This window comes from Shewanella sp. NKUCC01_JLK, from assembly GCF_019345615.1.
GTDB lineage: Bacteria > Pseudomonadota > Gammaproteobacteria > Enterobacterales > Shewanellaceae > Shewanella > Shewanella oncorhynchi.
This window is the reverse complement of the sequence record NZ_JAHKRD010000022.1, coordinates 1-19,473: the sequence shown is the minus strand read 5'-3', so window position 1 is coordinate 19,473 and position 19,473 is coordinate 1. Positions and strand designations below refer to the sequence as shown.

The following is a 19,473-nucleotide window of genomic DNA, read 5'->3' as shown; positions in this document are numbered from 1 at the left end:
CGCGGTAGCCCGATACAATTCGGGGCTACCGCCAAGCTAAGTAATTGATAAAGGTCAACAATGAGTATTCAACCCCATATTCTCGTCGCGCCCCATCAAGTCAGTGAAAAAGCCGTCGTCTGCGGCGAACCCAATCGAGTCAACCGCATCGCGGCGCATCTAACGGATGTCGAATCCTTGGCGGATAACCGCGAGTTTCGACTGATGCGTGGCCGTTATGGTGACACTATAATCACCGTCTGCAGCACTGGCATTGGCGCGCCCTCGGCGATCATTGCCCTTGAGGAACTGTATCAATGCGGTGTTAAACAACTTATCCGCATCGGCTCCGCCGGTGCGCTACAACCGCAGATAGCGATAGGTGATGTGATTATTGCCGAGGCCGCAGTGCGTGATGATGGCGGCTCTGCAAGCTATGTAAAGCCCAGCTTTCCGGCCTGTGCCAATCATCGTTTGGTCGGCAAACTGCAAGCATACTGCGCGCAGCATCATATTATTGCCCATAGCGGCGTAGTGCGCTCCCACGACAGTTTTTATACCAATCAAGAACAGGAGCTCTGCCACTATTGGCATCGCCAAGGCGTGCTCGGTGCCGATATGGAAACCGCTGCGTTATTCACCGTCGGCCGACTGCGCCAACTTGAAGTGGCGGCGATACTAACCAACGTAGTGCTATTTGAGCAGGATGTTAAAGCAGGAGTTAATGACTATGTTGCGGCGTCCAAAGCAAGCGCCCAAGGTGAGCAACATGCCATTTTAGCTGCGCTCAACGCACTGTGTGATTAGAGCTTGTTGAGGTTAATTAGCAGTAAGCCTTGCCGCTAAACGCAGCATCCAGATAACCACCAAGTCATCCTCTTAATGGCGCAGTCAATGCGCCATCATTCTCACTAAAGCTCACACCCACACCGACCTGTCATAACACACGTTTGCAGCGTCACAACAACGGCGACACACAATGCGCCACCCATATACCGCCGCCAAAGTGCCAGCCCGCACGCAGGGATTTACATATTTTATGATCGAATGAGTATCAATCCTGCGGCGAAATGCGTACCTTAATCGCATTAATAATCCGCAAATATCATCAACATGCAGTTACATCCTGAACTCTCTAGCCGCTTTGGTGACACATTAAGCGAGCAGCGCGAACTCTTTAAGCAGGCCTTATTTCAGTGCCAAACGGCCAGCCGCCAATTTTCCCCCGGTGATATCATGTTGCAGCAGGGGCAAAATGTGCGTGAGCTTTATGTCGTGTCCGTAGGAAAAGTCGCCATGTATACTAGCGCCCACAATGGTCGGCGCTTTCAGTTAGGTGAGCTAAATTGTGATCAGCATATTTTTGGCGAAATTGAGTTTTTTACCAAACTGCCCTGCCAGTGGACAGTGATGGCCGAAGATCAGATGGAAGCCGAGGTAATTTGTGCCGCCAAACTGCAGCAATGCATAATCACTCAACCGCAACTAGCGCTCTTTTTTGCCTCAGCGCTGGCATGGGATTATCAAGACTCAATGGCAATCTACACCAACCGCCTATTGCACCCCATCGCCGTCAATATCGCCCTAGATCTGCTACAACGCAGTCAAAACAATATCGCCCTCGGAGCCTTTAACAAAGTCGAGCAAGAAGCCGAACGCTTTGGCACCAGCAGTCGCGTCTACCGCCGCGCACTCAACTCCCTCATTGAACTCGGCCTTGTCGAAAAACGCGATCAGCAGCTGCATATTATCGACCCAAAGGCGCTAGTAACTTTTATTGCGGAGTAGATCAAAAAAATGCTGCATAGGGCTATGCGGGGATTCACAGGCAAACCACCCAATTTGCATCAGCTTTGCTATCGACACTCTGCATCAATCAACGTATTTATCGTTAAGGGCGATAAATCCAATCCTAAATATGGAGACCATAATCCAATCTGATGGATCTAAAAAGTGTTAGATTTTGATAATGAGTGAATCAAACTTGCATAGTCTGGTTCACGCACCGAACACTATCATTTTTCATGAGCTGCGGACTAACCAATTTTTGCCCCAAAGTTTGTTTTGAACACATGATCAAGAACTTTCAGCTACAGAGCATTGACCAAACTTTAGTAATGATAGAAAGTGCCAGTATTGTTACTGAATCAGAGCAAATTCCGATGCTTTTAAAAAAGATGTTACTTGCAGCGTTTATCTTAGTTTCAGGATTTGTCGGCCTCCTGATTGGTTTATTTTGCTCTTCTTCGACTATTGATATCTGGTTCAATAGAGCACAGGTAATAACGTCGATACTTGCTTCGATTGCGACTGTTCTGGGGGTTGCGTTGGCGTATCTCGCTCTTGATACATGGAAGTCCCAGTTAAGAGGAAGCCACATTTATAACCAATCCTCAGAACTTTTAGACGCGTTGCTAACCACATTAACCATCGCTTTCAACAAAGATACATCTATCATTGGTAACCAAAAGTTCGGTGAAACAGGATTAAGAATAACCAGACTAAGTCTTGAGTTACAGTTAAAACAATTTGAGCCTGATATATTAACTAAAATATCCGATGTTCAATCAATGATTGAAGAAGATGTAAGGGATAGCAACGTCATTTCTGACAAAACTATTTCAACACTGCTCACCATTATAAATGAACTGGCACGAAATCTTAATAATCAGTTTAAATAACAGAAAGTAAAGTAAGGAAAAAGGTCGCATCCTTAATCTGTACTAGCTCATCACTACTCATAACTCAGCGCTTGGGATTATTTTTTTATCCGAAATAAGATAATTTTGCGCAAAACCTAACAATCTTTAGTCCAAAAATGAGCGAGTGAATCGCTCTACACCAGACTGATTCACGATCCCCTAAAACCCACCCTATCGTCCCATTTGCGGCGATTCTAGGGCGGTGTATTGCCTTAAGATGAATCAAATCTCTACAGAACTGATTCAGCGCCAACTTGATAAGGTTACAAAACCAAAATAACGGCTAGTCATCTTAGCTTCCTGTTGCTTGTAGCTCAGAACAATCAGATAGCCTTCCTTCAATTTGACTCCATTTATGTGACTGGCACTGCAAAACCTGACTATTTTAGTCAGGTTTTGTTGCCACAAAATAAAGCTGCAAATAATATGAATGTAACTTTATTGCTGCTCTGGAGCTACTCATGTCTGCTACTTCTGTCTCAAAAGATGCACAACTCCCACCCCATGGGTTTAATTCTCAACACAATCATTGGCTAGAACGAAAAATAGGTGAACTAGTGGCAGAAGACTTTCGCCGCGCACATGTGTTTAGTCAATTTGGTATCGATTTTTGTTGTGGCGGGGGTAAATCACTGGCGGTCGCCTGTGAGCGTGCAGATGTAGATCCCGCAAAAGTGGTTGCTGCGCTGAATGCCGCAACACTTACCGGTAGCAAAGAAGATGAATTAAATCAATTACCCTTAGATCAACTTATCGAATATATAGAATCAACGCACCATCAATACGTGCGCGAAAAAGCCCCTTTATTAGTCGAATATTCCGAAAAGATGATTCGCGCTCACGGTGAGCACTATGCCGAAATCGTTCCCTTTGCGGGTTGGGTACGAGCCTTAGTTGAAGACTTAATGCCACATTTAATGAAGGAAGAAAAAATACTGTTTCCGGCGATCCGCGCCATGAGTCATGGAGAGCTGGTTGAGGCTTGCTTTGGCCATATTGGCAACCCTATCGATGCGATGCAACATGAGCATGAAGAAGTCGGTTTGATTTTGCAAAAATTACACGAGCTCACTAACGACTTCACACCACCTGAATATGCGTGCACTACATGGCGTGTTTGTTATGCCACTCTGGCGGAATTTGAGGCGGACTTACATCAGCATATTCACTTAGAAAACAATATTCTTTTTCCTAAGGCATTGGGTCTGACTCAATAATTGATTAAATGTTTATCCCGTAGCGGCTCCAAATTACAGATTTTCCGCTTAACCTTGAGGCCAGACCTAAGTCTGGCCTTTCAATTGTTGACGTGCTACAACAAGTCATGTGTCGCTGACGGATAAGCTGCCATGACATTTCAATCATTTGCACTCGATGATATTGCCAATTTGCACGAATCGGCCCAAGTAGAATTTAAACTCGCAGGTGGCCGCGATGGCCAAGGTCAATTACCCGAAGACATTTGGGCGACTTATAGCTCTTTTGCCAATACTTTGGGTGGCGAAATCATCCTAGGGGTACGCGAAGAACGTGGCCATTTCAGTATTGAAGGCATTCCCAACCCGCTTCCTGTTCTACAAGAATTTTGGGAAATACTCGATGACCCGAGTCGCACTAGTCACAATCTTTTAGCGATTTCAGATGTGCAGATTATTGAAATTATGAATAAAAAGCTGATTCGTATCCGCGTACCGCTGGCGCCTGAGCAGCTAAAACCTATCTACGTAGGCAGCGATCCTTACACTGGGAGTTATTTTAGGGTGGGAGATGCCGACATGCACGCGAGCCGTCGGCAAGTCAATCTACTGCTACGCCGCGCCCATCTTTGCATGAAGCAACTCAAGGCACGTTAATCCAGTAAATCTAACATCCTGTTATTACGTTAAAAACCTGCTAATAGATAGCCGCCCATGGCCGCAATCGCTACGCCAGTAACGCGCATTAAATTGCGTTGCCCTGTCATCCGCTGCATTCCAAGGCCTATCATTACTCCGCCTAAATGGATGACTGCTGTACCAAATAAAAATCCTAGGGCATACAGGACTGGGCTAGCCAATTCCGGCATTTCTGCGCCGTGGGCATGCCCGTGGAAAATCGCGAATACGCCCACAAAGGCCATGGCGAATAGCAATGGGATTTGGCGATCAAAAGCGATGGCAAGGCCGAGCAACAATACAGAAAGGGCGATACCAATTTCAACGAAGGGAACGGCAATGGCGTATAAGCCTAAAATCCCGCCCACTAACATAAAGGTGACAAATGCTAAGGGGACAGTCCAAATCGCGCGGCCACCGAGCTGGGTGCTCAACATGCCCACACTCAACATAGCCAGCAAGTGATCGAAGCCCAATACGGGATGATTAAAACCCGACATGAAACCGCCACCTGAATGGATCTCATGGGCCGATACCGGCGCGATCCAACATAAAGAGAGCAGTAATAACAACCCGATACGCGCCATAAAATAGCCTTAGTCAGTGACTTTAGTGATATAAAACTTAACTTTAGTGCAAATTTGGCTGGCAAACCTTGATCTCAATCACCCAAAGATACAGATTAAAAATGCACACTAAGTTAGTTTACGTCGATAGCCAATACTTTTATCAAAGCGTCGAGGGAGGCTATTTCTAAATGGGGCAACAAGGCGGCGATCGGTAAGGAATCGACTCGACCAAAACTGGGATTTAGCCACACAGACTGGCACCCCGCCAACCGAGCACCACGAACGTCTGCATTCATGCTATCACCAACATGCAGTAAGTGTTGCGGTGCAATCTTTAACCGCGAGCAAGCTAATGCGAACATGTCTTTAGCGGGTTTCATATGCACGCCATTACCTGGATGCAACACAAACTCGAAAGTTTCCCCTAAACCAATCCGCTCGGCGTCCACATTGCCATTGGTGATCCCGACTAATCTAAAATGCTGCGATAAGCGCTTGAGTAATAAGAGCACTTCGTCAGACACTTGGAAATGACTGCGATAAAAATAAAAGCATGCTAATCCTTGCTCGGCGCCGCGTTCGGCTTCAGTCGCCGAATATCCTAATTGTATTAGGCCTTGGCGAAGCGTAGCTAAACGGGCGGCGCTAGTATCGTGGGCGAGCTCACGATTTTGCTGCAAAAGTTGCAGTTTTAGCCTGCGCCAATCATGGGGTTGCCACGCCAGCGATAATGGATAAGTCTGCAACAGAAACGTCGCCAGCTCAGCTTCGGCATTTAAAATATGCGGCAGATTGTCGTACAGGGTATCGTCGAGATCGAAACTGATCGCTTGAATATGTTGAGGTCTAAGATAGCAACGCATTATTTATCCTGTGTTTTTTTCGCTCTAGGATGGGCGTTATCATACACCTTAGCTAAGTGTTGGAAATCCAAACTGGTATAAATTTGTGTGGTCGCTAGGTTCGCATGACCCAATAATTCTTGCACCGCCCGCAAGTCGGCGCTCGCTTCTAACATGTGAGTGGCAAAGGAATGACGCAACTTATGGGGATGTACTCGCACCGATAATGCCTGCTCTTGACCCCATTTCGCCATGCGCGCCTGAATACTACGATGGGAGAGTCGCTTGCCCTTTTCGGTCACAAATAAGGCGTTATCTTCACAGGGGATCTGCTTTCGGCAATTGAGCCAATTCTGCAGCGCAGCAATCGCTAAACGACCGACAGGGACGATACGCTCCTTATTGCCTTTACCTAAGACTCGCACTTCTTTCAAATCGTATTGCACACTGGATAAATTGAGCGCGGCGAGTTCTGCTAAACGTAAGCCACTGGAATAAAACAACTCCATCATGGCTTTATCCCGCAGACTCAGCGGATCTGTACCTTCAATGTCCAGCAAGTGACTGATAGCATCGACATCGATATTCTTCGGCAGAGGTTTGGTCTGTTTGGGGGCACTTAAGCCTTTGGCGGGATTAAGCTCAATCACGCCTTCGCGCAGCAAAAATTCACCCCATTGTTTTACCGCTGATAAACACAGAGAAAGCGATCGCGGGCTTAAACCTTTGCGGTGCAATTTGGCTAATACTTGCTGCCAATGCTCGCGGCTCACATTGAGTAAATGCACGCCTTCGGGCAAGAGATCGCTACCGCGATTAAGCTCGTAAAGGTAATTCCGTACTGTATGGGCTGACAACTGCCGCTCGGTACTCAGATAACGTTCAAAGGTTTGTAACCATTGAGTATTTAATGCCGACACTTCGCCTGTTTGCGTACTCATATCGGTTTCCTCGTGGGTTTTGCCAAGCCTTGGGTGAGCAAAATCGCTCAACGGCCGTTACAGCTTGGCAAGCATATGCGCCAGTAAACGCCGCAACTGTTCCAGCAGCATGTTATCCATATCAGGATGAAAATGGGTGACATCTTGGCTAGCAATGGCAAAAATCACTGGGTTGTCTTCCGACAATTTAGTCAGTGCCACCGAACCCACTTCGCTACCAAATAACCGTTTGGCTTCTTGCTGTGTTAGCCGACCAAAATAGTGACCTTTATGCAGCCTTTGATCCCATATTGCCTTCATATCGGCATCGAGAACGCTGATCAAACGCACATGACTGAAATTAAACTGTAATTTTAAACTGTCGGCTAAGATTTCTTTGAGTGACACTAGATCGGCACAATTCAGTAGTTGGAAGGATAATTCAGTATTGAATTGGTAAATTTTCTCGTTGCGCGCCGCCATCGTTAACAGACTGGTGATCTCTTCTTCCAACTGGCTGACTCGCTGGCGCAGCATTTCTTGACGACGTTCCACCAAAGAGATGGCGCCGCGCTCCAGATGGGGCAGACGCATTGCCAGCAATAGCTCTGGATAGCGATTGAAAAAATCAGGATTATCCAGCAGATACTCGCGAATAATCAACTCATCAAAGGGCACATTCGTCTGCGGCATCAAGGGCTCTGTCATAACTGAATTTGTCCATCATAAACGTGTTGCGCTGGGCCCGTCATCCACAAAGGTTTCCCCTCGCCTTCCCAGTTGATGGTTAAAGTACCGCCGGGTAAATCCACCCGCACTTGCTGGCCGAGCTTCCCTTGCACTTGACCTACAACCACTGCCGCACACGCGCCAGTGCCACAGGCCAAAGTTTCGGCAGCACCACGTTCATACACCCGCAGCTTAATGTGCCCCGAATCCACCACTTGCATAAATCCCACATTCACACCACGGGGAAAGCGCTCATGCTTAGTGAGCATGGCACCAATTTCAGCAACAGCGGCGCTCGCCACATCTTCAACGTCGAGCACACAATGGGGATTGCCCATAGAAGCCGCGCCACATAAAAAGGTTTGCAGTGGTGTTTGCAGTAAATAGGTTTTTTCGGCTTTCTTGGCTTTAAAGGGGATCAGACTTGGTTCAAGAATAGGCACGCCCATATTCACGGTAACTGTGCCATCTCGCTCTAAACGCAGAGTCATCTTACCTGATGAAGTGCTAACACGGATTTTACTCTTATTGGTCAATCCTTTATTGCGCACAAAACGGGCAAAACAGCGGGCGCCATTACCGCATTGTTCGACTTCAGTACCATCGGCATTGAAGATGCGATAATGAAAATCTAAATCGGGATCATAGGGCGGCTCAACCAACAGTAATTGATCGAAACCTATGCCAAAGTTACGGTCGGCTAAACGGCGGATCTGCTCAGGCGAAAAGAACACGTTCTGCGTGACCCCATCGACCACCATAAAATCGTTACCCAGTCCGTGCATCTTAGTGAATTGGATCAAGATACTTATCCTTTAAGCCGAGGCGCCGTTCATTAAGTATGAAACCAAGCGCCTGAATCAATATAATTTTTCTAGTTTACGGCAGGAGTTGCTCACCTTGCCAGAGCTGAGACAATTTTTCTCGCTCACGCACTAAGAAAGCGTGCTCACCATCGACCATAACTTCGGCCGCACGAGGACGCGTGTTGTAGTTAGAGGCCATCGCAAAACCATAGGCACCACTCGAACGCACAGCAAGTAAATCCCCAGCCACTAAAGCCAGCTTGCGATCTTTACCTAAAAAGTCACCGGTTTCGCACACTGGACCAACAATATCAAACTCATAGGCCTCAGAGTCCCTTGGCACGACTGGGATAATATTTTGCCATGCGCTGTAAAGTGCTGGGCGAATTAAGTCATTCATCGCGCCATCGACAATCGCAAAACGCTTGTCGCTGTTTTCTTTCAAATACAGCACCTGAGTAACAAAAATCCCTGCATTGGCGGCAATCGCACGGCCCGGCTCGAAGATTAGCTTCAGTTGACGGTCGCCCATACTCGCCAATATGGCTGCGGCATACACATCAGGATGCGGCGGAGTTTCAGCATCATAGGTCACACCTAAACCGCCACCCACATCAAAATGCTCAATGACGATACCTTGTTCAGCCAGACGATCGATCAACGCTAGCATACGATCCATTGCATCGAGGAAAGGTTGAATTTCGGTTAATTGCGAGCCGATATGGCAATCGACACCTTTCACTTTTAAATGTGGCAAAGCATGGGCACGGGCGAAGACGGTTTCGGCCTCATCCATAGCGATACCGAATTTATTTTCTTTAAGGCCAGTCGAAATATAGGGATGAGTACCCGCATCCACATCGGGATTGACTCGCAAGGAAACTGGCGCCACTTTACCTAAACGACCTGCGACCAAATTTAACTGCTCAAGCTCGGCGCTCGACTCGACGTTAAAGCAGTAAATGCCCAGATTAAGTGCCTGTTCCATTTCGGCCGCAGTTTTACCCACGCCTGAGAACACCACTTTGGCGGGATCGCCGCCCGCTTCAATCACTCTTGCTAACTCACCACCCGAAACGATATCAAAACCACTGCCTAAACGTGCCAGCACATTCAGTACGGCCAAGTTCGAATTAGCTTTAACCGCGTAACAAATCAAATGTGAATGATCTGCCACGGCATTATTAAAGGCATGCCAATGGCGCTCTAGCGTGGCGCGGGAATAGATATACAGCGGCGTGCCATAGGTTTGAGCTAAGTCGGCGACCTGGCAGCCTTCGGCGTGCAGGGCATTTTGTTGGTAGAGAAAGTGATCCAATGTCTGATTCCTTACTGCGCTTTATCGCTGCGATAGTGATGATAGTTATAGCTGCTATTATTGTTGTGTTTTTTGTACTTCGATGGCTCGAATTTCGGTTTTAATCTCTTCTACTTCAGGCTCAGGTTTAGACGCTTCAACCTTTTTAGGCTGATTCACCTCTGTGGCCGGAGATCGATAGAGGGGGCCCTTCTGGCCGCATGCAGTAATGAATAGGCTACCAAGCAATAACAATAAAAACAGTCTCATTTTTCTCAACATCTGTGCATCTGGTGACTAATGGCCTTATAATCGCACCCATCTTGACGAAAGCAAAGGACAGAAATGCATGGCCATGACAGATACAGAATTTCACCAGCTCGCCGATGACATGTTCCAAGCCATAGAAAATGCGATTGAAACTGCGATTGATGAGCAAGATGCCGATCTTGATATCGATGCCAGTGGCAACGTATTGCAATTAGAATTTGTTGATGGCTCTAAGATAGTGATCAACAAGCAAGAACCTTTGCATGAGATTTGGGTCGCCACACGCTTTGGTGGATATCACTTTGGTTTTGTTGAAGGTAAATGGATGGACGGACGAAATGGCGGCGAATTTATGCCATTCGTGCAAGAGTCTATCGAGCGCCAAGGCGGCATTAAGCTTAGCTTCTAATCTAAGCCTGTCCTAGTGCAAAACCGTAATAGTACAAAACAATAATGGGGGCCTTGGCTCCCATTATTTATGTTAAAAACCAGCTAAAACTCAGTGTCTTGATCGCTAACATCGATACCGAAAGGTGCCACCGTTAACTCTCCGGCTACCCGCACTAAATGGAAAAATTGCGGAATATTAAACCGCGCCCGTGAAGCATAATGCTCATCGAACACATAGTGATGGCTCACTTTATTTACCAACTCGGCCATGTTTGATCCCGCCTGCACGTAATGGCTTAGTTGATTTTCCTCATCGAGGATAAATACATCCAAGTTATCGACCCGTTGGCGTAGAAAATACTGAATCGCGCCTTTAGCCGCATAGTTTTGCACCACTTTCGGCATACTCGAAAAGGGATCGTCACCTAATTCAGGCCGCGGCAATAGTACAAGATGACTGCGGGATAACTGTTGATAAAATGACTTGGCATCGCTCAAGTCCTGATAGGCCATGCCTAAGGGATTAAAAAAGATCCCATAGCGAGTACGACTTATCTGCAGTGGCTGCACTAAGGTGCTGGATTGCTGCACTTGTTGGCACAAACGCATGGTTTGTTTTAGTAGATTTTTCACTGCTAATTTAAGCTGTGGGCGTAACTTCTGTGAACAGCTGATCACATCCATATCCACAGGTAAACTGGCTCGTCTTAGCCCCGGCGTCACAAAGGCTAAGGCTTGCAATACCGCCGTATCGCCTTCGAAGCGATGACACTGCCATTCACCCCAACTATTCAAGCAAATCGCATCTAACGCACCAAGCATATTGGCTTTTTTACGCCCGAGTGAGAACACGTTCGCATTCATCACATCGACCATCATTTCCTGTCCTTGCCATTCAATGGTGGGATCGCAATCCAGATTGAGCACGAAAATCAGCTTACGAAAATGCCATGGCTGGCATAAGTCACGTTTAGATACACGCCAATCGTGGTCGATAAAATTCAGTAACCGCTTAGAAGCTTCGGTAAGCCGTTTCGACTTTGCCTTACTCTGACCATATTCATGCCATTGAGTACTCGGCGTCGAGATCCCATTTAAACATGCCCAAATCATTAAAGCTGAAGGGGTTTTTCCCTTACATATTGCCGACTCGCCTAACAAATTTTGTGGCTGAGGCCCTTGTCGATACAGATAATATTGGCGCTCGCGGGAGCTTGAGACCATAGTCACTTCGGACTCAGCGACTGAAGCACTCCACAGTAGATTCAGCTTAGCGATTTGGTCTTCATCTTGACTAAAATAGGTATGCAACTTGCGAGTCAGCATTCCCAAATCTTCGATCCGCAAGCCTTCATTTAACTCATGTGTCGATGCGAAGCGTAGTAAGGTTTGGTAGCTCGCTAATAACAGTTCATTCAGTTGCTCGTTAAACCAATTGAGCTGGCCACTATGCCAATGTTCACAATTGTCTAAAGTGCTAATCAGACTATCTGGCCATTGCCAATCCTGCACGAGCTTTTGCAATTTAGGATAACGCCAATCTTTGCCCTCTTGGGTTCGACTCAAGTGCACGCCACATTTTAAATAGAAGCAGCGCCGCACTATCTCTAGTCGGCGAGTATCATTCTGCTTAAGTAAATAGGTTTCGATAATCTCATAGATAGAGTAATAGGCATCATTCGACGTCGAAAAATCACCGGCGAGCGTTTTCTGCCATAAGTGATCACAAAGCAGAGTTGAATGGGGATAATCACTGGCATAAGCCTCGAGTAGCAATACTTTAATCAGTGCCTTATGGGGCTTTTCTAAGCCCTTGTAGAGCTGCCATAACGAAGCACCAAAGTACTCACTCGCAGGTAATTCATGTACATCGCCTAAGGACAAGAGCGCAGGATTGAGTTTAGCGTCTGGCCACCATGCAATCGTTTTACCCGCCAAACGAATTTGGCTGCGATAAAACTCTTCAAGTAATAACCAATGTTGCATACTACCGCTATGCTCATGGGCCATTGCGGATTGACATCCACGAACGGCTTTACCGCCACAAAACTGCTGCGGATGAACTAAGTAAAAATTCACCTCAAACTGATACTCGGCAAACCAAGCAGTCAATCGAGTCGCTTTAATCTTGATTAGCGCCAAATCCTCAGCACACAGATCAGCCCTATGTACTAACCAAACATCAACATCGCTCTTGGCATTTTGGCCAAAACTGCCAGTACTCCCCATCGCATAAACGCCTTCAAAGGCATTGATATCCGCTTCTTGAGTAGTAAAAGGCAGCGAGAACACATCGCAGGCCTGGGACTCAGTCTCACCAACCTGATACTCGTTGATTCCACAGGGCGTATTGGCGGCATGATAGCCAGGATACTGAACACCGTTCTGGTGAATTAAAAAAGGGATCAAATGGAATAAGTGTTTTTGTAACGGCGATAGCAAAGCTAGGGCGCGTGCAATACGTACCTTATTAAGTCTTTCTGCTATATCAGGAAACTGTATTTGCCGATCCATTCAAAAACACAACACTTAAGCACTTATGGGAAATGTGCTCATGTTAACACTTTTACAAACTCGAGCAACTAAACGTGAAGCCCGTCACACTTTCGCGGTATCTAGAACATCGCCAACTTCAAAGAATCGATACGGCTTCCTTACATAAACGATTTGCCAATGTTAGCATTGGCGCAACTAAGATCTTTGATGGAAACTAGGCATGTCTGAGAACCGCATACGTATCGCAACCCGCAAGAGTCCGCTGGCCATGTGGCAAGCTGAATTTGTTAAAGCCGAATTAGAACGCATTCACCCCGGTATTGTGGTGGAATTGCTGCCAATGAGCACTAAGGGCGATGTTATCTTAGATACGCCGCTAGCCAAAGTGGGCGGTAAAGGTTTGTTCGTCAAAGAGCTTGAAGTCGCCATGTTAGACGATCTTGCCGATATCGCGGTGCACTCGATGAAAGACGTACCCGTCGACTTCCCCGAAGGCTTAGGCCTTGAAGTCATTTGCGAGCGCGAAGATCCCCGCGATGCCTTTGTATCAAATTTATATAAAACGATCAGCGAATTACCATTAGGCGCAACTGTGGGTACTTCGAGCCTACGTCGTCAATGCCAACTGCGCGCATCACGCCCTGACCTTATCATCAAAGATTTACGCGGTAACGTAGGCACTCGTTTAGCTAAACTTGATAACGGCGAATACGATGCCATTATTCTTGCCGCTGCAGGCTTAATTCGCCTGAAATTGTCTGAGCGTATTGCCAGCTTTATTTCTGCCGAAGAGTCCTTGCCCGCCAACGGCCAAGGCGCTGTGGGTATCGAATGTCGCACCAACGACGCACGCGTTAAGGCACTACTGGCACCATTAGAACATTTAGAAACGCGCTACCGTGTGATTGCCGAGCGCGCGATGAACACGCGCCTAGAAGGTGGATGCCAAGTGCCGATTGGCGCATTTGCCGAAATCAATGGTGATGAGATGACATTACGCGGCCTAGTCGGTAACCCTGATGGTAGTGAAATCATCGAAGGCGTGATCACAGGTCCAAAAACCGACGCCACGCAATTAGGGGTTGCCCTTGCCGAAGAGCTATTGAGCAAAGGCGCAAAAAGCATACTCGACGCTGTTTACGCTAAAGCATAAGTCGATGAAAGTCTTACTGACGCGCCCTGAAGGGCGCAATCAGTCCATGATCGATGCCTTGAATGAACGAGGCATTGCTCACTGGGTCACACCTCTGCTGTGTGTCGAAGCAACACCGCCCATCACAACGAATAACTCGCACCCACTGGCACACGCCGATATGATTATCTGTATCAGCGCCAATGCAGTCAGCTTTGCCGACTATGCCTTAACAACCGCTCATTCTCGAATAAAAGGCTGGCCTCAAGCTCAATATTTCGCCGTTGGTCATGCGACTTGGGAAGCATTAAATCAGCTCGGCATTGAAGCCCTCGAAGCCCCAGATGATTGTCAGCAGACTGAAGGTCTACTCACGCTCGCGCCTTTGCAAGATATTAAAGGTAAGCAGATTACGATCATACGTGGCGTTGGCGGCCGTGAAGCCTTAGCTGAACAACTGGCTGAGCGCGGTGCAACAGTGCGCTATTGGGAAGTATATCAACGGGCTTGTCCACCACTCGATGGTCAACAGTTAGCACAACAATGGCAAGAGTTTGGCATCGACACTATTGTTGTCACCAGCGGTGAAGTACTGGATAACCTGATTAATCTAGTGCCAAAAGAGTTATTTGCATGGCTGCGCTCATGTCATATCATAGTCCCAAGTAACCGAGTAGAAGCTCAAGCTCACGCCTTTGGTATAACCCAAGTCACCAATGCCAATGCCGCCAACAGCAAAGCCGTGCTAAACGCCCTTAAACTCTAAGCGCTATTTAGCCCGATTTAACTCGAATTTCGGCAGTAGCATGTTTTCAAGGACTGTTAAATGGATAACAACAAGCACGACGCAAAGAGCCCTGAATCACAGGCTACCTCTATTATTGAACCATCAATAACGACTGATGACACGCCCATAACTTCAGCGCCATCTTCTGAATCCCAAACAGCCAAAGCCACACCTTCAAGCACGCCGAGTCAAACGCCAGCATCCAATAGAAGCTCGTGGGCGATTCGCTTTGGGGTGTTATTAGCGCTGGGTTTAACCGCTTGCACCCTTGGCGGTGGTTTTATGCTGTACCAACAGATGCAACAGCAACTGCTGGCGCAGGATGCGAAAAATATCGCCCTGCAGGACCAATTACAGCAAGCCCTGCTACAACCCAATCAACGTATTGGCCAGCTTGAACAGCAACAACTGAATGATGCTAAGACCTATCAAGAATTAACAAAATTGGCAGAAGACCAAAATCAACTACAGGACAGGATCAATAAACTCGCCCAACGCAGCCCAACGCATTGGATGGCGTCAGAAGCCGAATATCTAGTAAACATGGCGGGCCGTAAACTTTGGTTAGAAAAAGATCCCCGCACCGCCACCGATCTATTAAAGTCGGCGGATGAAACCATCGCCGCCATGAACAATCCCGCTTTGCTACCTATTCGTAAAGCTCTGGCAAAAGATATCGCCGCGACTGCAAGTATTAAAACCACAGATATTGATGGTAGTGTATTAGCCCTCGATGCCTTAATTGAGCAACTCGATAAGCTGCCACTTAATCGCACCGATGCAGAAACCGATGCCCCTGAAGATACAAACATTACTGGCGATTTAAATGACTGGCAGAGCAACTTAGGGAAGACGTGGAAAGCGTTAACCCAAGACTTTATCACCATACGCCATAGAACAGCCGATGCACCCGCTTTACTCGCTCCTGAGCAACAGTGGTATCTGGTTGAAAACATTCGTCATAAACTGCTGCAATCTCAACTTGCGTTATACCGCTACGACAGGGGCGCTTATCACCAATCATTAATGATGGTGCGTAAGTGGATTCAAACCTATTTCGATACTCAAGATCACAGCACTGCTGAAGCCATCGCCAAAATCGATAAATTGGCGACATTAGAACTTGATCCTATTACTCTGAAATCCTTTGCCGCAAAACCTCTGCTATTACAGCTGACAAGCTATGGTGAGCTGACCTCATCAGAGGATGTGCCATTATGATCAAGATATTAATTTTCTTAGGGATAATATTGATAGGGCTCTGCATTAGCCCTTGGTTGGTGGGCAACACAGGTTATGTATACATTGCGGCAGGTGACTACCAGGTTGAGACCAGTTTAGTCTTTGGGATCATTGCCTTAATTGTATTTTATGCCATGTTCCAAGTACTAGAATGGTTGGTGATTAGCGCCATTAATCTCATGCTGCGTAGCCGTTTTATTCCTCGCCACTGGCGCCGTCGCTCCGCGAAAAAGCATACCTTAATGGGTGCACTGGCTCTGGCAGAAGAAGATTGGCCAGCAGCAGAACGCGCTATGATAAAAGGCGCCGACAATGGCGAACTCCCTGCACTTAATTTACTTGCAGCGGCTCGTGCTGCCCAGTACCAACAGAAAATAGCAGAGCGTGATCAATATCTTGACCGTGCAGCAACACAACCGCTGGCCGCGAACGCCGTCGCAACCACGCGTACTCGATATCTGTTAAAACAAGGTGAGTTAGCTTTAGCCCGCACCGAGCTCGATAAATTAGCCCCCACAAGTAAGAGCAAAGCACCGGTACTCAAACTCGCCCTCGAGTTATATCGAGCGCAAGAGGATTGGGATGCGCTCAAGCTATTATTACCTATTTTGAAGAAACGCCAGATCCTAGATGACACCCAGCTAAATGAACTCAATGTAATCACTCACTGCGCTTTACTCAAAGCCGCAACCATTAAAGGCGAAGAAGCCTTAGAACAATGCTGGCAGTGGTTATCTCGCAGTGAGCGCAATCAGTCTGAGTTTTTGGCGATTTATGCTATGGGTTTATGCCGCTTTAATCGCAAAGAGCAAGCGCTGAAGCTACTCTCGAAAAAATTACGCACTGCTCCTGAATCTGCACTTTTAGAAGTCATTCCAGAAATAACGACAGCCCAAGATACAGAAATCCGTAAGCAGTTACTCAAGCATGAAATCACCCATGAGAATAATGCCGACTACCAGATGTGCTTAGCTAAACTTTATCAGCAAACACGGGATATGAAAGAAGCCAGAACCTGCTGGCAAAATGTTTGCCGACTCGAACCCACAAAAGCCTCTTGGTTGGCGCTTGCACGGATTCAAGAACAGTTAGGTGAACAAGGTAACGCAAATCAAAGTTATCGTCAGGCGGTTAATCTGTAGTTCTACAATGCCTGCAACCTAGTCGCCGTGATTTGAGTAACGAAAGATCACGGCACTTGCCAATGCTGGCATATTAAAACCCACTTAACTTGCCAAAAATGTTAAAAACTAGATCGTGTCGCTTCTTTTCCGTAAAAACCACTCTCCCAATCCAAATTAATTTCTTATAACGATGCTTAACCTTAGTGTTAAAAAGTACTAAATACGGCCCTTTTTATAGATATAGCTACTACATCTAGTTACAGGTCTAAAAATTGTCACTTTTGCGTATTAAGATCCGTAAAACCGCATAAGAGTAGGCAACACAAGCGCGTCAAAAAATTGACTTAAGTCGTTTCGTTAGCTAAAATTCCACCACTTGTATCACAGTGCGACATATTTGTTGGACTTGTGCGTCTATGGATTAACACACTTTGGCTGTTGGGAGCTTACTATGGGATCGGTAATTACATCAAAGAAAGGTTTGCTTAAGTTAGTAAAAGGGCAAATCAATGTCGAAGTTGATGGTTCAAATCAACCCGCTAAGGATGGCGAACAACTCCCTAAAGGTGCTGTGCTCCATATTGGCGAAAACGCAACCTATGAAATTACCTTCGATGATGGCACTAAGCTATCAAATGAAGTCGCGCCCAGCGAAACTACTGCAGCAGCCTCTGGCACGGCTAACGAAGCAGCCCTAGATGAAATTCAAGCATTACAAGATCTTATTGCATCCGGTGAAGACCCAACTCAGAACCTACCAGAAACCGCAGCAGGTAACACACCAGGCAGTGATGGTAACTCGGGCTATGTCACTCTAGCCCGTAGCGGCACAGAAACCATTGCAGCTTCAGGCTACTCAACAAGCGGCCAAGCACTGACTGGAACGACGGTTAATATTCCACAATTCACCATTGCAGCAGACTCACCTTCAGCACTGGCTAATGACAGCAACACTTCCAATGAAGATACTGTAGCGACTGGCAATGTGCTCGATAACGACACTGATGTGGATTCCACTCTAAGTGTTGTGAGCTTCGAAATCAGCGGTACCACCTACGCAGCAGGCACAGAAGTGACTCTCGAAGGTGGTGTTTTAATTTTAAATATCGATGGTTCTTACACCTTCACGCCGAATGAAAACTGGAATGGCCAAGTACCTGTCATTACCTACACAACCAACACGGGCTCAACTGCAACGCTAACCATTAATATCAGCCCTGTCGATGATCCTTCCATCCTTGCAAATGACAGCGCCACAGTTGCAGAAGACACTGCAGCAACTGGCAATGTGCTTGATAATGATTCCGATATCGACAGCACCCTTTCCGTTGTCAGCTTCACTGTGAATGGCGATACCGTTACCGCAGGCACCACTGTTTCCCTAGAAGGTGGCAGCTTAGTCATCAATGCCGATGGTTCTTACACCTTCACGCCGAATGCAAACTGGAATGGCCAAGTACCTGTCATTACCTACACCACTAACACTGGTTCAACGGCCACATTAACCATTAATGTTACCCCTGTTGATGATGCCTCTGCGTTAGCCAACGATACTAATACCGTTGATGAAGATACCGTTGCCACCGGTAACGTGCTCACCAATGACAGCGATGTGGATAACACGCTCTCTGTAACCAGCTTTACGGTAAGTGGTCAAACGGTTGCGGCTGGCACCACCGTTGCCTTAGAAGGCGGCAGCTTAGTCATCAATGCCGATGGCTCTTACACCTTCACACCCAATGAAAACTGGAATGGCCAAGTACCAGTCATCACTTACACCACTAACACTGGCTCAACAGCAACGCTAACCATTAATGTTAACCCTGTCGATGATCCTTCCATCCTTGCAAATGACAGCGCCACAGTTGCAGAAGATACTGTAGCTACAGGCAATGTGCTTGATAATGATTCCGATATCGACAGCACCCTGTCCGTTGTCAGCTTCACCGTGAACGGCGATACCGTTACCGCGGGCACCACTGTTTCCCTAGAAGGCGGCAGCTTAGTCATCAATACCGATGGCTCTTACACCTTCACGCCTAATGCAAACTGGAATGGCCAAGTACCTGTCATTACCTACACCACTAACACTGGTTCAACGGCCACATTAACCATTAATGTGACCCCTGTCACCGATGGCTTCACCGATGCCGATGAAACCCTGACCGTGGCTGAAGACAGTGGCGTCACCAATGGCTCCTTACTCACCGGCACCACCAGTGTCGATGGCCCGCTCAGCATTCAGAGCTTCAGCGTCGCCGGACAAACCGGTCCGTTCACCCTGGGCACCGCCTACGTGATCGCCGGCCAAGGC

The 19,473-nt window shown here is 47.1% G+C and carries 19 protein-coding genes; 11 read left to right on the top strand and 8 right to left on the bottom strand.

From position 1 onward, the window contains the following. Window positions 1-60 precede the first annotated feature (60 nt). The 5 genes from KO537_RS20230 to KO537_RS20210 all read left to right on the top strand — a co-directional run bounded on the left by KO537_RS20230 (window position 61) and on the right by KO537_RS20210 (window position 4,534). A complete protein-coding gene (locus tag KO537_RS20230; RefSeq protein ID WP_219235555.1) occupies window positions 61-786 on the top strand; it encodes a nucleoside phosphorylase in 726 nt (241 codons plus the stop codon). Between the two features lie 306 nt (window positions 787-1,092). Further along, window positions 1,093-1,767: a Crp/Fnr family transcriptional regulator gene (locus KO537_RS20225; RefSeq protein ID WP_219235553.1), complete on the top strand. Its 675-nt coding sequence runs from the start codon at window positions 1,093-1,095 to the stop codon at window positions 1,765-1,767. A gap of 284 nt (window positions 1,768-2,051) precedes the next feature. Beyond that, on the top strand, window positions 2,052-2,660 hold the full coding sequence (locus KO537_RS20220) for a hypothetical protein (RefSeq protein ID WP_219235551.1): 609 nt from the start codon (window positions 2,052-2,054) through the stop codon (window positions 2,658-2,660). 482 nt (window positions 2,661-3,142) lie between these two features. Then, window positions 3,143-3,898, top strand: coding sequence for an iron-sulfur cluster repair di-iron protein (gene ric, locus KO537_RS20215; protein WP_219235548.1), 756 nt, complete (start codon window positions 3,143-3,145; stop codon window positions 3,896-3,898). 132 nt (window positions 3,899-4,030) lie between these two features. After that, window positions 4,031-4,534, top strand: coding sequence for an ATP-binding protein (locus KO537_RS20210; RefSeq protein WP_105250431.1), 504 nt, complete (start codon window positions 4,031-4,033; stop codon window positions 4,532-4,534). 29 nt (window positions 4,535-4,563) lie between these two features. Here the strand turns inward: KO537_RS20210 and KO537_RS20205 are convergent, their stop codons facing one another. The 7 genes from KO537_RS20205 to KO537_RS20175 all read right to left on the bottom strand — a co-directional run bounded on the left by KO537_RS20205 (window position 4,564) and on the right by KO537_RS20175 (window position 9,988). After that, on the bottom strand, window positions 4,564-5,142 hold the full coding sequence (locus tag KO537_RS20205) for a HupE/UreJ family protein (protein ID WP_113940843.1): 579 nt from the start codon (window positions 5,140-5,142) through the stop codon (window positions 4,564-4,566). Window positions 5,143-5,255: 113 nt separating this feature from the next. Further along, window positions 5,256-5,987, bottom strand: coding sequence for an HAD-IA family hydrolase (locus KO537_RS20200; protein ID WP_219235546.1), 732 nt, complete (start codon window positions 5,985-5,987; stop codon window positions 5,256-5,258). Continuing rightward, window positions 5,987-6,907 carry a tyrosine recombinase XerC gene (gene xerC, locus KO537_RS20195; protein ID WP_219235545.1) on the bottom strand — a complete coding sequence of 307 codons (921 nt, stop codon included), beginning with the start codon at window positions 6,905-6,907 and terminating at the stop codon, window positions 5,987-5,989. The genes KO537_RS20200 and xerC overlap by 1 nt, the downstream gene beginning before the upstream one ends. Before the next feature lie 57 nt (window positions 6,908-6,964). After that, window positions 6,965-7,594: a DUF484 family protein gene (locus tag KO537_RS20190; protein ID WP_173496192.1), complete on the bottom strand. Its 630-nt coding sequence runs from the start codon at window positions 7,592-7,594 to the stop codon at window positions 6,965-6,967. Next, complete coding sequence (dapF, locus tag KO537_RS20185; RefSeq protein ID WP_105250436.1) at window positions 7,591-8,418, bottom strand: diaminopimelate epimerase; 828 nt, start codon at window positions 8,416-8,418, stop codon at window positions 7,591-7,593. The genes KO537_RS20190 and dapF overlap by 4 nt, the downstream gene beginning before the upstream one ends. A 76-nt stretch (window positions 8,419-8,494) precedes the next feature. Then, complete coding sequence (gene lysA / locus KO537_RS20180; RefSeq protein ID WP_219235543.1) at window positions 8,495-9,739, bottom strand: diaminopimelate decarboxylase; 1,245 nt, start codon at window positions 9,737-9,739, stop codon at window positions 8,495-8,497. A gap of 57 nt (window positions 9,740-9,796) precedes the next feature. Then, window positions 9,797-9,988 carry a lipoprotein gene (locus KO537_RS20175; protein WP_168825920.1) on the bottom strand — a complete coding sequence of 64 codons (192 nt, stop codon included), beginning with the start codon at window positions 9,986-9,988 and terminating at the stop codon, window positions 9,797-9,799. 79 nt (window positions 9,989-10,067) lie between these two features. On the opposite strand from KO537_RS20175, the gene cyaY reads away from it, so the two are divergent. After that, a complete protein-coding gene (cyaY, locus tag KO537_RS20170) occupies window positions 10,068-10,397 on the top strand; it encodes an iron donor protein CyaY (RefSeq protein ID WP_105250439.1) in 330 nt (109 codons plus the stop codon). An 83-nt stretch (window positions 10,398-10,480) separates the two neighbouring features. Here the strand turns inward: cyaY and KO537_RS20165 are convergent, their stop codons facing one another. Then, complete coding sequence (locus KO537_RS20165) at window positions 10,481-12,892, bottom strand: class I adenylate cyclase (protein WP_105250440.1); 2,412 nt, start codon at window positions 12,890-12,892, stop codon at window positions 10,481-10,483. Between the two features lie 202 nt (window positions 12,893-13,094). On the opposite strand from KO537_RS20165, the gene hemC reads away from it, so the two are divergent. The 5 genes from hemC to KO537_RS20140 all read left to right on the top strand — a co-directional run. After that, entirely contained in the window at window positions 13,095-14,027 is a 933-nt protein-coding gene (hemC, locus tag KO537_RS20160) for a hydroxymethylbilane synthase (protein WP_113940849.1), read from the top strand. Window positions 14,028-14,031: 4 nt separating this feature from the next. Further along, entirely contained in the window at window positions 14,032-14,772 is a 741-nt protein-coding gene (locus tag KO537_RS20155; protein WP_219235541.1) for a uroporphyrinogen-III synthase, read from the top strand. 60 nt (window positions 14,773-14,832) lie between these two features. Continuing rightward, window positions 14,833-16,014: a uroporphyrinogen-III C-methyltransferase gene (locus KO537_RS20150; RefSeq protein WP_219235538.1), complete on the top strand. Its 1,182-nt coding sequence runs from the start codon at window positions 14,833-14,835 to the stop codon at window positions 16,012-16,014. Next, entirely contained in the window at window positions 16,011-17,177 is a 1,167-nt protein-coding gene (locus KO537_RS20145) for a heme biosynthesis HemY N-terminal domain-containing protein (RefSeq protein ID WP_219235537.1), read from the top strand. Before KO537_RS20150 ends, KO537_RS20145 begins: the two co-directional genes overlap by 4 nt. Window positions 17,178-17,610: 433 nt before the next feature. After that, window positions 17,611-19,473: retention module-containing protein (locus tag KO537_RS20140; RefSeq protein ID WP_219235534.1), on the top strand; the 1,863-nt coding region annotated here is incomplete at its 3' end.

Excerpts from the sequence above, each read along its gene's own strand:
- KO537_RS20155 (WP_219235541.1), top strand. The coding sequence starts at position 14,032 with ATGAAAGTCTTACTGACGCGCCCTGAAGGGCGCAATCAGTCCATGATC.
- KO537_RS20200 (WP_219235546.1), bottom strand. The coding sequence starts at position 5,987 with ATGCGTTGCTATCTTAGACCTCAACATATTCAAGCGATCAGTTTCGAT.
- KO537_RS20150 (WP_219235538.1), top strand. The coding sequence starts at position 14,833 with ATGGATAACAACAAGCACGACGCAAAGAGCCCTGAATCACAGGCTACC.
- KO537_RS20175 (WP_168825920.1), bottom strand. The coding sequence starts at position 9,988 with ATGAGACTGTTTTTATTGTTATTGCTTGGTAGCCTATTCATTACTGCA.
- cyaY (WP_105250439.1), top strand. The coding sequence starts at position 10,068 with ATGGCCATGACAGATACAGAATTTCACCAGCTCGCCGATGACATGTTC.
- KO537_RS20145 (WP_219235537.1), top strand. The coding sequence starts at position 16,011 with ATGATCAAGATATTAATTTTCTTAGGGATAATATTGATAGGGCTCTGC.
- KO537_RS20205 (WP_113940843.1), bottom strand. The coding sequence starts at position 5,142 with ATGGCGCGTATCGGGTTGTTATTACTGCTCTCTTTATGTTGGATCGCG.
- hemC (WP_113940849.1), top strand. The coding sequence starts at position 13,095 with ATGTCTGAGAACCGCATACGTATCGCAACCCGCAAGAGTCCGCTGGCC.
- ric (WP_219235548.1), top strand. The coding sequence starts at position 3,143 with ATGTCTGCTACTTCTGTCTCAAAAGATGCACAACTCCCACCCCATGGG.
- KO537_RS20230 (WP_219235555.1), top strand. The coding sequence starts at position 61 with ATGAGTATTCAACCCCATATTCTCGTCGCGCCCCATCAAGTCAGTGAA.
- xerC (WP_219235545.1), bottom strand. The coding sequence starts at position 6,907 with ATGAGTACGCAAACAGGCGAAGTGTCGGCATTAAATACTCAATGGTTA.
- KO537_RS20165 (WP_105250440.1), bottom strand. The coding sequence starts at position 12,892 with ATGGATCGGCAAATACAGTTTCCTGATATAGCAGAAAGACTTAATAAG.
- KO537_RS20210 (WP_105250431.1), top strand. The coding sequence starts at position 4,031 with ATGACATTTCAATCATTTGCACTCGATGATATTGCCAATTTGCACGAA.
- KO537_RS20190 (WP_173496192.1), bottom strand. The coding sequence starts at position 7,594 with ATGACAGAGCCCTTGATGCCGCAGACGAATGTGCCCTTTGATGAGTTG.
- KO537_RS20225 (WP_219235553.1), top strand. The coding sequence starts at position 1,093 with ATGCAGTTACATCCTGAACTCTCTAGCCGCTTTGGTGACACATTAAGC.
- KO537_RS20220 (WP_219235551.1), top strand. The coding sequence starts at position 2,052 with ATGATCAAGAACTTTCAGCTACAGAGCATTGACCAAACTTTAGTAATG.